16 protein-coding genes and 4 tRNA genes are annotated in these 13,036 nt (G+C 66.9%); 12 read left to right on the forward strand and 8 right to left on the reverse strand.

Annotated elements, in window-relative coordinates:
* Nucleotides 1-320: DbpA RNA binding domain-containing protein (locus E5198_RS11005; protein ID WP_178084061.1), on the forward strand; the 320-nt coding region annotated here is incomplete at its 5' end.
* 70 nt (nt 321-390) lie between these two features.
* Here E5198_RS11005 and E5198_RS11010 read toward each other — a convergent pair.
* Nucleotides 391-1,158, reverse strand: a complete 768-nt coding sequence (locus tag E5198_RS11010) for a class III extradiol ring-cleavage dioxygenase (protein ID WP_136490044.1) — start codon at nt 1,156-1,158, stop codon at nt 391-393.
* Between the two features lie 108 nt (nt 1,159-1,266).
* Here E5198_RS11010 and E5198_RS11015 point away from each other — a divergent pair, with 108 nt between their 5' ends.
* Nucleotides 1,267-1,923 carry a thiopurine S-methyltransferase gene (locus E5198_RS11015; RefSeq protein ID WP_136490085.1) on the forward strand — a complete coding sequence of 219 codons (657 nt, stop codon included), beginning with the start codon at nt 1,267-1,269 and terminating at the stop codon, nt 1,921-1,923.
* A gap of 36 nt (nt 1,924-1,959) precedes the next feature.
* On the opposite strand, the gene E5198_RS11020 is transcribed toward E5198_RS11015, so the two are convergent.
* The 4 genes from E5198_RS11020 to E5198_RS11035 all read right to left on the reverse strand — a co-directional run bounded on the left by E5198_RS11020 (nt 1,960) and on the right by E5198_RS11035 (nt 5,390).
* Nucleotides 1,960-2,610: a DUF2959 domain-containing protein gene (locus E5198_RS11020; RefSeq protein ID WP_136490045.1), complete on the reverse strand. Its 651-nt coding sequence runs from the start codon at nt 2,608-2,610 to the stop codon at nt 1,960-1,962.
* Nucleotides 2,611-2,710: 100 nt separating this feature from the next.
* Nucleotides 2,711-3,586 (reverse strand): protease HtpX, encoded by an 876-nt coding sequence (gene htpX, locus E5198_RS11025; protein ID WP_136490046.1) that lies wholly within the window; start codon nt 3,584-3,586, stop codon nt 2,711-2,713.
* A 90-nt stretch (nt 3,587-3,676) separates the two neighbouring features.
* Nucleotides 3,677-4,129, reverse strand: coding sequence for a hypothetical protein (locus E5198_RS11030; RefSeq protein ID WP_136490047.1), 453 nt, complete (start codon nt 4,127-4,129; stop codon nt 3,677-3,679).
* Between the two features lie 49 nt (nt 4,130-4,178).
* Nucleotides 4,179-5,390, reverse strand: coding sequence for a pyridoxal phosphate-dependent aminotransferase (locus tag E5198_RS11035; RefSeq protein WP_136490048.1), 1,212 nt, complete (start codon nt 5,388-5,390; stop codon nt 4,179-4,181).
* Nucleotides 5,391-5,558: 168 nt separating this feature from the next.
* Here E5198_RS11035 and msrB point away from each other — a divergent pair, with 168 nt between their 5' ends.
* Nucleotides 5,559-5,954, forward strand: a complete 396-nt coding sequence (gene msrB / locus E5198_RS11040) for a peptide-methionine (R)-S-oxide reductase MsrB (RefSeq protein WP_136490049.1) — start codon at nt 5,559-5,561, stop codon at nt 5,952-5,954.
* A gap of 201 nt (nt 5,955-6,155) precedes the next feature.
* Entirely contained in the window at nt 6,156-7,049 is an 894-nt protein-coding gene (locus tag E5198_RS11045) for an ATP-binding protein (RefSeq protein WP_136490050.1), read from the forward strand.
* A gap of 16 nt (nt 7,050-7,065) precedes the next feature.
* Here E5198_RS11045 and E5198_RS11050 read toward each other — a convergent pair whose 3' ends face one another.
* Complete coding sequence (locus E5198_RS11050) at nt 7,066-7,746, reverse strand: glutathione S-transferase family protein (protein ID WP_136490051.1); 681 nt, start codon at nt 7,744-7,746, stop codon at nt 7,066-7,068.
* Nucleotides 7,747-8,018: 272 nt separating this feature from the next.
* On the opposite strand from E5198_RS11050, the gene E5198_RS11055 reads away from it, so the two are divergent.
* The 4 genes from E5198_RS11055 to E5198_RS11070 all read left to right on the forward strand — a co-directional run bounded on the left by E5198_RS11055 (nt 8,019) and on the right by E5198_RS11070 (nt 8,461).
* A tRNA-Glu gene (locus E5198_RS11055) sits at nt 8,019-8,094 on the forward strand.
* Nucleotides 8,095-8,099: 5 nt separating this feature from the next.
* A tRNA-Gly gene (locus tag E5198_RS11060) sits at nt 8,100-8,175 on the forward strand.
* Between the two features lie 67 nt (nt 8,176-8,242).
* Nucleotides 8,243-8,318: transfer RNA gene (locus E5198_RS11065), tRNA-Gly, on the forward strand.
* A 67-nt stretch (nt 8,319-8,385) separates the two neighbouring features.
* Nucleotides 8,386-8,461: transfer RNA gene (locus tag E5198_RS11070), tRNA-Gly, on the forward strand.
* Nucleotides 8,462-8,555: 94 nt separating this feature from the next.
* Here the strand turns inward: E5198_RS11070 and E5198_RS11075 are convergent.
* Nucleotides 8,556-8,966 (reverse strand): PA2817 family protein, encoded by a 411-nt coding sequence (locus E5198_RS11075; RefSeq protein ID WP_136490052.1) that lies wholly within the window; start codon nt 8,964-8,966, stop codon nt 8,556-8,558.
* Nucleotides 8,967-9,120: 154 nt separating this feature from the next.
* Between E5198_RS11075 and E5198_RS11080 the strand changes: the two genes are divergently transcribed.
* From E5198_RS11080 to queF, 3 genes are all read left to right on the forward strand, one after another.
* Nucleotides 9,121-10,050 carry an ABC transporter ATP-binding protein gene (locus E5198_RS11080; protein ID WP_136490053.1) on the forward strand — a complete coding sequence of 310 codons (930 nt, stop codon included), beginning with the start codon at nt 9,121-9,123 and terminating at the stop codon, nt 10,048-10,050.
* On the forward strand, nt 10,051-10,830 hold the full coding sequence (locus tag E5198_RS11085; protein WP_136490054.1) for an ABC transporter permease: 780 nt from the start codon (nt 10,051-10,053) through the stop codon (nt 10,828-10,830). It begins immediately after the preceding gene.
* 84 nt (nt 10,831-10,914) lie between these two features.
* Nucleotides 10,915-11,745: an NADPH-dependent 7-cyano-7-deazaguanine reductase QueF gene (queF, locus tag E5198_RS11090; protein ID WP_136490055.1), complete on the forward strand. Its 831-nt coding sequence runs from the start codon at nt 10,915-10,917 to the stop codon at nt 11,743-11,745.
* A gap of 54 nt (nt 11,746-11,799) precedes the next feature.
* Here the strand turns inward: queF and E5198_RS11095 are convergent, their stop codons facing one another.
* Nucleotides 11,800-12,066 carry a DUF4404 family protein gene (locus E5198_RS11095; RefSeq protein ID WP_136490056.1) on the reverse strand — a complete coding sequence of 89 codons (267 nt, stop codon included), beginning with the start codon at nt 12,064-12,066 and terminating at the stop codon, nt 11,800-11,802.
* Between the two features lie 207 nt (nt 12,067-12,273).
* Between E5198_RS11095 and E5198_RS11100 the strand changes: the two genes are divergently transcribed.
* On the forward strand, nt 12,274-12,975 hold the full coding sequence (locus tag E5198_RS11100; RefSeq protein WP_136490057.1) for a VacJ family lipoprotein: 702 nt from the start codon (nt 12,274-12,276) through the stop codon (nt 12,973-12,975).
* Nucleotides 12,976-13,036 lie beyond the last annotated feature (61 nt).

The raw sequence follows: 13,036 nt of genomic DNA on the forward strand, positions 1-13,036 counted from the left end.
CGGCTGGCGAGCGCGGCGAGCGTGCTGGTGAGCGCAGCGGCGAGCCGCGCGCCCGCCGCCCGATGGAGCCGCTGGCCGAAGGCCGCGTGCGCTGCCGCACCGCGCTGGGCAAGCGCGACGGCATCGCCGCCAAGAACCTGCTGGGCGCCATCATCAACGAGGGCAAGCTGGTGCGCGAAGCCATCGGCCGCATCCAGGTGCGCGAGACCTTCAGCCTGGTCGAGCTGCCGGAAGAGGGCCTGGAGCGTCTGCTCGGTCGCCTGAAGGAAACCCGTGTCGCCGGCAAGGCCCTGCGCCTGCGTCGCTACCACGAGGATTGATCCTGCGCTGACACGAAAACGCCCCGACTGGTTCGGGGCGTTTTCGTTTGTGCCGGCGAATGCCCGGTGCTCAGCCGAAGCGGTAGATGTCCATGGCGATGGTGGCCTTGCTGAACCCCTCGTACTCGACGCTGAAGGCGCCGCCCGCGCCGCGGGCGAAGAACAGCGGCAGCAGGTGCTCGTCGCTGGGGTGGCTGCGCACCGCCCAGGGGGCCTGCTGGCGGTAGTCGTGCAGGGCGGCCTCGTCGTCGGCAGCCAGATGCGCGACCAGCCAGTCGCGGAACTCGCGGGCCCAGGGCTCGACCGTGCCGGGGGCGGCGTCCCAGTCCAGTTCGCGCAGGTTGTGGGTGATGCTGCCCGAACCGATCAGCAGCACGCCGCGCGCCCGCAGGTCGCCGAGCAGGCGGCCGAGTCGGGTCTGCAGCGCCGGCCCCTGGCGGCTGGGCAGCGACAGCTGCAGTACCGGGATGTCGGCCTCGGGGTACATCAGCATCAGCGGCACCCAGGCGCCGTGGTCGAGCGGGCGCTGCGGGTCGAGGTGCGCCGGCAGGTCGGCGTCCTCCAGCAGTTCGACGATCTCCAGGGCCAGATCGGGGGCGCCCGGCGGCTCGTAGTCCAGCGCGTAGAGCGCCGGCGGGAAACCGTAGAAGTCGTGCCAGGCCTGCTGGCGCGGCGCCGAGGTCAGGCGCAGGTCGGTGGTTTCCCAGTGCGCGGACACCACCAGGATGGCCCTGGGCCTGGCCAGCTCGCGGGCCAGGCGGGCGAGGGCGCGGCCGGTGTCGCCGGGCTGCAGGGCGACCATCGGCGAGCCGTGGGAAATGAACAGGCTGGGCAGCATGGGGTGTCTCCGGATGGCGATGTTGCTATCTTCGGCAGGCTAATGATCGAAATCCAGCATAAGTTTTCGACCATTGATATCGAATCCGGCAATCGAAGGAAGGCCCCGATGCACGAAGAGTTCTGGCAGGCGCGCTGGACGCGCAACGAGATCGGCTTTCACCTCCGGGAGGTGAACCCCTATCTGCAGGCCCACTGGGCCAATTTGCAGCTGCCGGCAGGCAGTGAGGTGCTGGTGCCTTTGTGTGGCAAGAGCCTGGACATGCCCTGGCTGGCTGCGCAGGGTTGCCGGGTACTCGGTGTCGAGCTGGCCGCGAAGGCGGTCGGCGATTTCTTCGCCGAGCAGGGGCTGCACGCCACAGTCAGCAGCGACGGCGGGCTGCAGCGGCACGAGGCGGAGGGCATTGCGCTCCTGCAGGGGGACTTCTTCGCTTTGACGCCGGCGCAGGCCGCCGGCTGCAGCGGCTACTACGATCGTGCCGCACTGATCGCCCTGCCGCCGGAGATGCGTCGGCGCTATGTCGCTCACTTGCAGACACTGCTGCCCAGCGGCTGTCGCGGCCTGCTGGTGACCCTCGACTATCCCCAGGAGCAGATGGATGGTCCGCCGTTCGCGGTGAGTGACACCGAGGTGCACGCGCTCTACGGGGAGGGCTGGCAGATCGAGCTGCTGGGTGAGTACGAAGTGCAGGACAAGAACTGGCGCTTCGTCGAGCGTGGCCTGAGTCGTCTGCACGAGCGGGTCTACCGGCTGACCCGCCGCTGAGCCAGAGGAAGGCGGGGCGCGGCGGCCCCGCCAGCCTCAGCCGGCGCTCTGCAGGCGGCGCACGAAGGCGTCGGATTCGTCGATGGCGCGCTGCATGTCGCGCAGCAGCTGGTCGACGTTGCCCTGCAGGGTGCGGTACTCGCCCTTGAGTGCGCCGATGGCGCGGGCGTTGAGGTTGTGCTTGAGGAACAGCACCTGGTCGCGAAGCACGCTGAGCACCGGCTCGATGCGCCGTTCGGCGGTCTTCATGCGCTGGATCAGGCTGCGGTAGTCCTGGCGGGTGCGCGCAAGCTCGCGGGCGCTGGCGCTGCGCAGACTGGCGTTGCTGTACTGCGCCAGCTCGCCTTCCCATTCGTCGAACAGCGCCTCGGCCACGTCCTCCACCGCCGCGATGCGCGCGCGCACAGCCTTGGCGCTGTCCTCGCTGGCGAGGTATTCGCTGTCCAGCGCCCGGTAGCGTTCCTCCAGCTCGCCGCCGTCGACCTGCACCACGCTGCGGTAGCGCTCCAGGGCGTCGCGGAACTGCTCCTTGGCCTCCTGCTGGGCGTCGCGCGCCGCCTCGACGCGGTCGACGAGGATGTCGCGCTTGTGCACGCCGACCTTTTCCATGGCGGCGTAGTAGGTGCTCTGGCAGCCGGCCAGCAGGAGCAGGGCGGCGGCGAACAGCAGGGGAAGGGGTTGGCGCATCGGGATATCTCGCTGACGGATGACGGCGCCATGGTAGCGAGCGGACAAAAAAAGGGCGACTCGCGTCGCCCCCAGTGTGAAACCTTGCTGCAGTCGCTGGTCAGCGGCCGCGTTGCATCAGTGCCTCGATGCGGTCTTCCAGCGGCGGGTGGGTCATCAGCAGGCCGGCCAGGCCGTGCTTGAGGCCGCCGTTGATGCCGAAGGCGGTCATGCTCGAGGGCATGTGCACCGGCAGGCCCTGTTCGGCGCGCAGGCGCTGCAGGGCGTTGATCATCGCGCCGGTGCCGGCCAGGTCGGCGCCGGCCGCGTCGGCCTTGAACTCGCGATGGCGCGAGAACCACATGACGATGATGCTGGCGAGGATGCCCAGCACCAGCTCGGCGAAGATGGTCGCGATGAAGTAGCCGATGCCGTTGCCTTCCTCGTTCTTGAGGATCGCCTTGTCGACGAAGGTGCCGAAGATGCGCGCGAAGAACATCACGAAGGTGTTCACCACGCCCTGGATCAGCGAGAGGGTGACCATGTCGCCGTTGGCCACGTGGCCGATCTCGTGGGCCAGCACGGCGCGTACCTCGTCGGGCGAGAAGCGCTCGAGCAGGCCCTGGCTGACGGCGACCAGCGCGTCGTTCTTGTTCCAGCCGGTGGCGAAGGCGTTGGCCTCGTAGGCCGGGAAGATGCCGACCTCGGGCATGCGGATGCCGGCGTCGCGCGACAGCTGTTCGACGGTCTGCAGCAGCCACTGCTCGTGGCGGGTGCGCGGCTGGCTGATGATCTCGGTGCCGGTGCTCATCTTCGCCATCCACTTGGAGATGAACAGCGAGATCAGCGAGCCGGCGAAGCCGAACACGGCGCAGTAGATCAGCAGGCTGCCGTAGTTCTGGCCGGTGAAGCGATCCACTCCGAGCAGCTTCAGGGTGATGCTGGCGATCACCAGTACGGCCAGGTTGGTGGCCAGGAACAGCAGAATACGCATCATGATTTGAACCGTCTCCTTGCGGCAGAGTCGCGATGAGTCTAGGCGGCTATATAAGGCTGCCCCGGGGGGCAATTCAACCGCAGCGCTATTTCAAACTGTGTCGCCTGCGCCGCTCTGGCTCGGGGCGAACAGCCGGCGGGCATGGCGGATCAGGCGTTCGCTGTCGCCGCTGGCCAGGCTTTCCTGCAGTTGCCAGGCGAGGGTGGCGTGCACGCGCAGCACGCTGGGCGGCAGATGGCTGTCGGTCAGCGCTGCGTCGGCGATGCGGCCGCTCAGGCGCAGGAAGCCCTTCTCGCTGAGTACCGCCTGCTCCAGCGCCTCGTGGCGGATGGTGCCTTCGTGGCGCAGGTAGCCTTCCTCGCCGAGCCACAGCAGGGTGCCCAGACAGCTCTGGTGGCGCACGGCGGGCAGGCCGTATTCGTCGGGCTCGTGGTAGCCGATCAGGTCGTCGATGTAGAGGGTGGTCTTGCGCGGGAAGGCCCGGTAGAGGGCGAGCAGGGCGCGGCTGGCGTCCTGGTAGAAATCGTCGATCTGCAGGTGCATGGCGAGGCTCGCACCCGCCGCCCGGAAGGGGCGGCGGGCCGGGAGTGGCTTACTGACGGTAGCCCTTGATGAAGTTGCCGATGCGGCCGATGGCCAGCTCGAGGTCGTCGACCCGCGGCAGGGTGACCACGCGGAAGTGGTCCGGCCACGGCCAGTTGAAGGCGGTGCCCTGGACGATCAGCAGCTTCTCGGAGAGCAGCAGGTCGAGGACGAACTTCTCGTCGTTGTGGATCGGGCAGACCTTGGGGTCGATCTTCGGGAAGGCGTAGAGCGCGCCCATCGGCTTGACGCAGCTGACCCCGGGGATGTCGTTGAGCAGTTCCCAGGCGCGGTTGCGCTGCTCGTACAGGCGGCCATGCGGCAGGACCAGGTCGTTGATGCTCTGGTAGCCGCCGAGGGCGGTCTGGATCGCATGCTGGGCCGGCACGTTGGCGCACAGGCGCATGTTGGCGAGGATGTCGAGGCCCTCGATGTAGCTCTGCGCCTTGTGCTTGGGACCGGAGATGATCACCCAGCCGGAGCGGAAGCCGGCCACCCGGTATGACTTGGACAGGCCGTTGAAGGTCAGGCACAGCACGTCCGGGGCCAGCGAGGCGGTGGAGATGTGCTCGGCGCCGTCGTAGAGGATCTTGTCGTAGATCTCGTCGGAGAAGATCACCAGGTTGTGCTGGCGGGCGACCTCGACGATCTGCTCCAGCACTTCCTTCGGATACACCGCGCCGGTCGGGTTGTTCGGGTTGATCAGCAGGATGGCCTTGGTGTTGCTGCTGACCTTTGCCTTGATGTCGTCGATGTCCGGGTACCAGTTCGACTGCTCGTCGCACAGGTAGTGCACCGCCTTGCCTCCGGCCAGGCTGGTGGCCGCGGTCCACAGCGGGTAGTCGGGGGCGGGGATCAGCACCTCGTCGCCGTTGTTGAGCAGGGCCTGCAGGGCCATGACGATCAGCTCGGACACGCCGTTGCCGAGGTAGATGTCCTCGATGGTGACGCCTTCGATGTTCTTCTGCTGGCAGTACTGCATCACCGCCTTGCGCGCGCTGAACAGGCCCTTGGAGTCGCTGTAGCCCTGGGAGATCGGCAGGTTGCGGATCACGTCCTGGAGGATTTCCTCCGGGGCTTCGAAGCCGAACGGCGCGGGGTTGCCGATGTTCAGCTTGAGGATGCGGTGGCCTTCCTCTTCGAGGCGCTTGGCGTGCTTGAGTACCGGCCCGCGGATGTCGTAGCAGACGTTGGCGAGCTTGTTGGATTTGCTGACCTGCATGAGGGGACCCCGATATGACCCGCCCGCTTCGGCGCTGGCGCAAATCGTCCGGGGGGCGGCTTGGCAGGCGCAGACGCGGGTGACAGACTGAAAGCCACGCATCATACGACTGCCCCGTGCCCGGTGAAAGGGAAGGGGCGGGCTTTTTTCCAAGGCGAGGTGAATTACATGGACAAGGTCGAGAAACCGCTGGAGTCCTGGCGCGAGGAGCTGTCGGAAAGCCAGTTCCAGGTCTGCCGGCTCAAGGGCACCGAGCGGCCTTTCACCGGCGCGTACTACCACTGCACCACGCCGGGCACCTACCACTGCGCCTGCTGCGATGCGCCGCTGTTCGATTCGGACGCCAAGTACGACTCCGGCAGCGGCTGGCCGAGCTACTTCCAGCCGGCCTCCGCGGAGGCGCTGCGCCAGGTGGAGGATTTCAGCCATGGCATGCACCGCGTCGAGGTGCTCTGTGCGCGCTGCGATGCCCACCTCGGGCATGTGTTCCCCGACGGCCCGGCGCCGACCGGCCTGCGCTACTGCATCAACTCGGTGGCCCTGCGCCTCAAGCCCCGCGCCTGAGGCGGCCCGTCGCGGTGCGGGCCGGCTGGCGGGTCGGCATGGTTTCCAGCGTCCCGCGGAGCTGGCCTGCCTGGAGGAAGGGCGCCGGCTGAAGGGGATATCCATATACGAAGGGCGACGCTGTGTGGTTGCGGGTGGAGTGGCCGCCCGGTCGCCGGTGTCGGCGGCCGGCGCGTCGCCGTCATTTTCAGGGAGTCTTGCGTGGAAAGTCGTCTGAATGAATTCCTGGGGCGGGTCGAAGGCCTGCTCGAGCGCGTCCGGCCGTTGTTGCCCGAGCCGGTGCAGACCATCGACTGGGAGACCTGTCTGGCGGCGCGCTGGCAGCGCAACGGCAGTCATGGTGCGCTGCGCCCGCTCGAGGTGCGCCTCGATCTGCAGCTGCACGATCTGCTCGGCGTGGACCGTCAGCGCGAGCAGCTGGGGCGCAACACCCGGCAGTTCGTCGCCGGCCTGCCGGCCAACCATGCGTTGCTGTGGGGCGCGCGCGGCACCGGCAAGTCGTCGCTGGTGCGCGCCCTGCTGGCGGCCTACGCCGCCGAGGGGTTGCGCCTGATCGAGATCGAGCGCGATGACCTGGCCGACCTGCCGCGGGTGGTCGCCCAGCTCGCCGGCCTGCCGCAGCGCTTCGTGCTGTTCTGTGACGACCTGTCGTTCGACGCCGGCGAGGGCGACTACCGGGTGCTCAAGAGCGTGCTGGACGGCTCGCTGGAGCAGGCGCCGGAAAACGTGCTGCTCTACGCCACCTCCAACCGCCGCCACCTGGTTCCCGAGCGGCTGAGCGACAACCTCGACTGGCAGCAGGTGGACGGCGAGGTGCATCCCTCCGAGGCGGTGGAGGACAAGGTCGCCCTGTCCGACCGCTTCGGCCTGTGGCTGTCCTTCTATCCGTTCACCCAGCCGGAGTATCTGCAGGTGGTGCAGCACTGGATCGGCGTGCTGGCGGCGCGTGCCGGACTGGATTGGCAGTGGGACGAGGCGGTGGAGAAGGCGGCGATCCGCTGGGCCAGTGGACGCGGCAACCGCAACGGTCGCTGCGCCCAGCAGTTCGCACGGCACTGGGTGGGGCTCGCCCTGCTCGAGGGCGAGGCGCGCTGAGCGGGCCGGCGCTCGATCAGGCCGGGGTGGCGTTCTGTGCGCGGGCCAGCAGCTTGGCTAGCAGGGTGCACTCGTCCGGCAGCACGCCCTGCAGGCTGGCGCGCTGGCACAGGCGCACGTACAGGGCGGCCAGGCCCGGCCAGCGCGCGGCGTCGATCGACTCGCCGCCGTGCTGGAGGTTGGCGATCTGGCAGGCGAAGGCCAGATCGGCCACGCTCAGTCGGTCGCCGACGAAGTAGTCGGCGCCGCCGAGGGCCTTCTCCAGATAGTCGAAGTGCCTGGGCAGCTTCTCGGCGAGAGCCTTCTGCACCGCCTCCTCGTTGCACGGCTTGCCCATGGTCGGGTTGAGCGCGCGGTTGAGGAACACGCAGAAGGTGGTCAGCGGCGACAGCTCGTAGTCGGCGTACTTCTCCAGCCAGCGGATGCGCGCGCGCTCGACGGCGTCGCGGCCGTACAGGGCGGGTGCCTCCGGATACTGCTCCTCGATGTACTGGGCGATCACGCCGGAGTCGGCCAGGGTCAGCTCGCCGTCGCGCAGGGCCGGGATGCGCCCCAGCGGGCTGATCTCCATGAACCAGTCCGGCTGGTTGAACGGGGCGACGATTTCCAGCTGGTAGTCGAGACCCTTTTCCGCCAGCAGCAGGCGGACCTTGCGGACGAAGGGCGAGAGCGTGGCACCGTAGAGGATCAGGCTCATGGAGCGATTCCTTGTTGTGGTCGGAGGCATCGTTTATAGCATGTGGCCCGGGTTCGCCAAGCGGCTTCGCGATCCGCCGCAGTCGCTGCGAATCGTGTGCAAGCCATTGATTTGAAAAAAAATTCGAAACAGGGGTTGACGCCTGGGGAGGCGCTTTCTAGAATGCGCGCACTTCCGGAGCGAAGCCCACGACGAAGCGAAAGCCGATTCGAGGGAAAGCCGGAAGGATTGGAAAGTGTGGCAGTCAAAAGCTGTTGTAAGTTCCAGGCCGCGTCCCCTTCGTCTAGTGGCCTAGGACACCGCCCTTTCACGGCGGTAACAGGGGTTCGAGTCCCCTAGGGGACGCCACTTTTGCGGGAATAGCTCAGTTGGTAGAGCACGACCTTGCCAAGGTCGGGGTCGCGAGTTCGAGTCTCGTTTCCCGCTCCAGTTTGCATCAGGCGCCACGCGCAAGCGGGGCGTAACTCCGGAGAGATCCGGAAGCCGTCAAGGCAATGCGGGAATAGCTCAGTTGGTAGAGCACGACCTTGCCAAGGTCGGGGTCGCGAGTTCGAGTCTCGTTTCCCGCTCCAGTTTGCACCAGGCGCCGCGCGCAAGCGCAGCGTAACCCCGGAGAGATCCGGGAGCCGTCAAGGCACTGCGGGAATAGCTCAGTTGGTAGAGCACGACCTTGCCAAGGTCGGGGTCGCGAGTTCGAGTCTCGTTTCCCGCTCCAAATCGAAAAAGACGCCACCTTCGGGTGGCGTCTTTTTTTGTGCGCGTTTTTTGCCGGCGCAGCCTCTCCCTTGTGGGGAGAGGCGGGCACGGCTTCAGTGGCGCGGGCTGTCGTCGGGCAACGCCAGCAGCTGCTTCTCGCGCTCCCAGTCGAACGGCTCGTCATTCTCCTCGGCGGCGAAGCGGCGCTCGTCGAGTTGCTGGTACAGCTCGATTTCCTCGTCGGGCATGTAGTGCAGGCAGTCGCCGCCGAAGAACCACAGCAGGTCGCGCGGCACCAGGTGGGCGATCTGCGGATAGCGGTGGAACACCTGGGCCATCAGTTCCTGGCCCAGGTAGATGGCGTCCTCGGTCTGGCGCGGCAGCTCGGCGAGCAGCTCGTCGAAGCGCTCGAGGAACAGCGCGTGATTGTCTTCCGGCACCTGCTCGGCCTCGCCCAGGGCGGCCAGGATGGTGCGCAGATGGGCGAGCAGGGCGAGGTGATGGTCGATATAGGAAGTGGCCATGGCAGAATCCGGCAGTGGAACGGCGGGCGAGTATAGCAGCTGGCCTTCGTGCGATTAGCGCCCGCAAATGCCCGCTCGCCGGTGCTCCGTGGTTGCATTTGCCTTCCCCAGCCCTTATCTAGTGCGCTCGAATTGTCGCGCGTGCCTCCTTTCAATGACTTCCGCACTGACCATCCGCCAGTTGACCAAGACCTACGGCAACGGCTTCCAGGCCCTCAAGGGCATCGACCTGGAGGTCGCCGAAGGCGACTTCTTCGCCCTGCTCGGTCCCAACGGGGCGGGCAAGTCGACCACCATCGGCATCCTCTCCACCCTGGTCAACAAGACCGGCGGCACGGTCGAGGTGTTCGGCCATGACCTCGACCGCGATCCCTCCGGGCTCAAGCGCTGCCTCGGCGTGGTGCCCCAGGAGTTCAACTTCAACCAGTTCGAGAAGGCCTTCGACATCCTCGTCGCCCAGGCCGGCTACTACGGCATCCCGGCGCGTCTCGCCGGCGAGCGCGCGGAGAAGTACCTCACCGAGCTGGGCCTGTGGGACAAGCGCAACGTGCCCTCGCGCATGCTCTCCGGCGGCATGAAGCGCCGCCTGATGATCGCCCGCGCGCTGATCCACCAGCCGCGCCTGCTGATCCTCGACGAGCCCACCGCCGGGGTCGACATCGAGCTGCGCCGCTCGATGTGGAGCTTCCTCACCGAGCTGAACCAGCAGGGCATCACCATCATCCTCACCACCCACTACCTCGAGGAAGCCGAACAGCTGTGCCGCAACATCGGCATCATCGACCACGGCCGCATCGTCGAGCACACCAGCATGCGCGAGCTCTTGATGAAGCTGCACGTGGAGACCTTCCTGCTCGACCTGCGCAGCCCGCAGCCGGCGGCGCCGCGCCTGGAGGGCTACCCGGTGAGCCTGGTCGACCCGCTGACCCTCGAGGTGCAGGTGGAGAAGAGCCAGGGGGTGAACGCGCTGTTCGCCCAGCTCGCCGCGCAGGGCATCGAGGTGCTCAGCCTGCGCAACAAGACCAACCGCCTGGAGGAGCTGTTCGTCTCCCTGGTGGCCAAGAATCTCGCCGGAGGCCAGTGAATGTCCGTTGAACTGCAAGCCAACTGGGTGGCGCTGCAAACCATCGTGCGCAAGGAAGTGCGCCGCTTCATGCGCATCTGGCCGCAGACCCTGCTGCCGCCGGCGATCACCATGGTTCTGTACTTCGTGATCTTCGGCAACCTGATCGGCCGGCAGATCGGCGACATGAACGGCTTCTCCTACATGGAGTACATCGTTCCCGGTCTGATCATGATGTCGGTGATCACCAACTCCTACGGCAACGTGGTGTCGAGTTTCTTCGGCACCAAGTTCCACCGCTCCGTCGAGGAGCTGATGGTCTCGCCGGCCTCGCCGCACGTGATCCTGGTCGGCTTCGTCATCGGCGGCGTGCTGCGCGGTCTGGCGGTGGCAGCCATCGTCACCGCGCTGTCGCTGTTCTTCACCCACCTGCAGATCCACCACGCGCTGGTGACCTTCGCGGTGATCCTGCTGGCGGCGACCATCTTCTCGCTGTGCGGGTTCATCAACGCGGTCTATGCGCGCAACTTCGACGACATCTCGATCATCCCGACCTTCGTGCTGACGCCGCTGACCTACCTGGGTGGGGTGTTCTACTCGATCCACATGCTGCCCGAGTTCTGGCAGACGGTATCGCTGGCCAACCCGATCCTGCACATGGTCAACGCCTTCCGCTATGGCATCCTCGGCGTCTCCGACATCCACATCGGTACCGCCATCATCCTGATGCTGCTGGCGGCGGCGATCCTCTACACGGTCAGCCTGCAGCTGCTCAAGCGTGGCGTGGGCATGCGCCAGTGACTCCGGCCGGATGGTCGCCGGGCGGGCTTGCCTTTGCCGCCCGCGGCCGTCAGGCTTCCACTTTTACGTTTGTCGAGTTTCGCAATGGCGCAAGATGTCCACCATTCCCCGCTGGGCAAGACCACCGAGTACGTGGCCGAGTACGCCCCCGAGCTGCTGTTCCCCATCCCGCGCGAGCCCAAGTGGCGCGAGCTGGGCATCGACCCGCAGGCGCTGCCGTTCCAGGGTGTCGACCTGTGGAGCTGCTACGAGCTGTCCTGGCTGAACGACAGGGGCAAGCCGCTGGTGGCCATCGGCGAGTTCGCGATTCCCGCCCATTCGCCCTGCATCATCGAGTCCAAGTCGTTCAAGCTGTACCTCAACTCGCTGAACCAGACCCGCTTCGCCAGCCGCGAGGCGCTCGCCGAGGTGCTGGCGCGCGACCTGTCGGCGGCGGCCGGCGCATCGGTGGCGGTGCGCGTGCGCACGCTGGACGAGGTGGCGGAGGAGGGCGTGGCACGTCCCGCCGGCGAATGCCTCGACGAGCTGGACGTGGCCATCGACTGCTACGGCCCACCGGATGCCGGACTGCTGGCCTGCGATCGTGCGCAGGTGGTCAGCGAGACGCTGTACAGCCACCTGCTCAAGTCCAACTGCCCGGTCACCGGCCAGCCTGACTGGGGCACGGTGGTGATCGACTATCGCGGTCCGGCACTGGACCGCGCCGCGCTGCTGGCCTACGTGGTGTCGCTGCGCATGCACGGCGATTTCCACGAGCAATGCGTCGAGCGCATCTACCTCGACCTCAAGGCACTGCTCGCGCCAGAGTATCTCTGCGTGCATGCCCGCTACGTACGCCGCGGCGGCCTGGACATCAACCCCTACCGCAGCACCCATCCGGTCAATCCTGACAACCGCCGGCTGGTGCGCCAGTAGCCGGACAGGCGAAAGCCGACCGGTACGAGTCGGCCTCGTCGTCCTGTCGCCGGCTCAGATGCCCATGTTGGCCAGGGTCTGCAGGATCGAGCGCAGGCTGCCGGCCAGGGTGGGATGGCTGGCCTCGAAGCGCTCCACCGCCAGGTTGACCCCGTCCACCAGGCTGGCGTCCGGCTCGCTGGCGATCTCGCGAGCCAGCTGCACTTCGATTTCGCTCATCAGCTCGATCAGTGCGGCCCTGTCCTCATCGTTCAGAGGCGGATCTTCGGCCAGCTGGTCGCGCAGGTCTTGCAGTTGCTGCTGGAGTTGGCGTGCGGGCATGACGTGGTTCCTTTTGCGGTGGAGGGGTGGCGACACTGCGGCCGCCCCGTGTTTTCAAGACTAACCCACCGCGCGAGCTCGCGGGTGATCGGCGTCAAGCGCCGCGGGTCGGCAGTGGCTGCAAGAAATCGCGGCAGGCGTATACTGCGCGGATAGTAAGTGGCCGGCCAAGAGGGCTGGTCGTGTGGAAGCACGAGGAGAAGGTACATGCGCGATCGTTGCGCTCGTTGGCTGAGTCGTTCGGCCGGTCTGCTGGCTGTGGCCGGCCTGGCGCTGCTGCCTGCCGTCACCCAGGCCAGCGAGGAAGATCCCTGGGAGGCTTTCAACCGCCCGGTCTTCGTGTTCAACGATACCCTCGACATCTGGGCGCTCAAGCCGCTGGCGCGGGGCTACCAGGCCGTGACGCCGCAGTTTCTCGAGGACGGTATCGGCAACGTGTTCGCCAACCTCGGCGAGGTCGGCAACTTCGCCAACAACAGCCTGCAGGGCAAGTTCCACGCTGCTGGTGTCGACACCGCGCGTTTCCTGATCAATACCACCGTCGGCGTGGGTGGCTTCTTCGACGTGGCCCGCCACGCCGGCCTGCTGCGCAACGACGAGGACTTCGGCCAGACCCTGGGTGCCTGGGGCGTTTCCTCCGGCCCCTATCTGGTGCTGCCGTTCTTCGGCCCGAGCTCGCCGCGCGATGCTTCCGGGCTGGCGGTGGACAGCCTGCACTCGTTCTATCGGGCCATCGACCATGTGCCGACGCGCAACACCACCCGTGCCGTCGACGTGGTGGATACCCGCGCCGAGCTGCTGTCGGCCGAGAAGGTCGTCACCGGCGACAAGTACGTGTTCATTCGCAACGCCTACCTGCAGAACCGCGAGTTCAAGGTCCAGGATGGCCAGGTCGAGGACGACTTCTGAACCTGGCTGCCTGACGGGAGCTGTCGCCGTGCGGCATCGGGCCGCTGCAAGCAGCCATGTC

This window comes from Pseudomonas sp. A-1 (assembly GCF_004801855.1).
GTDB lineage: Bacteria > Pseudomonadota > Gammaproteobacteria > Pseudomonadales > Pseudomonadaceae > Geopseudomonas.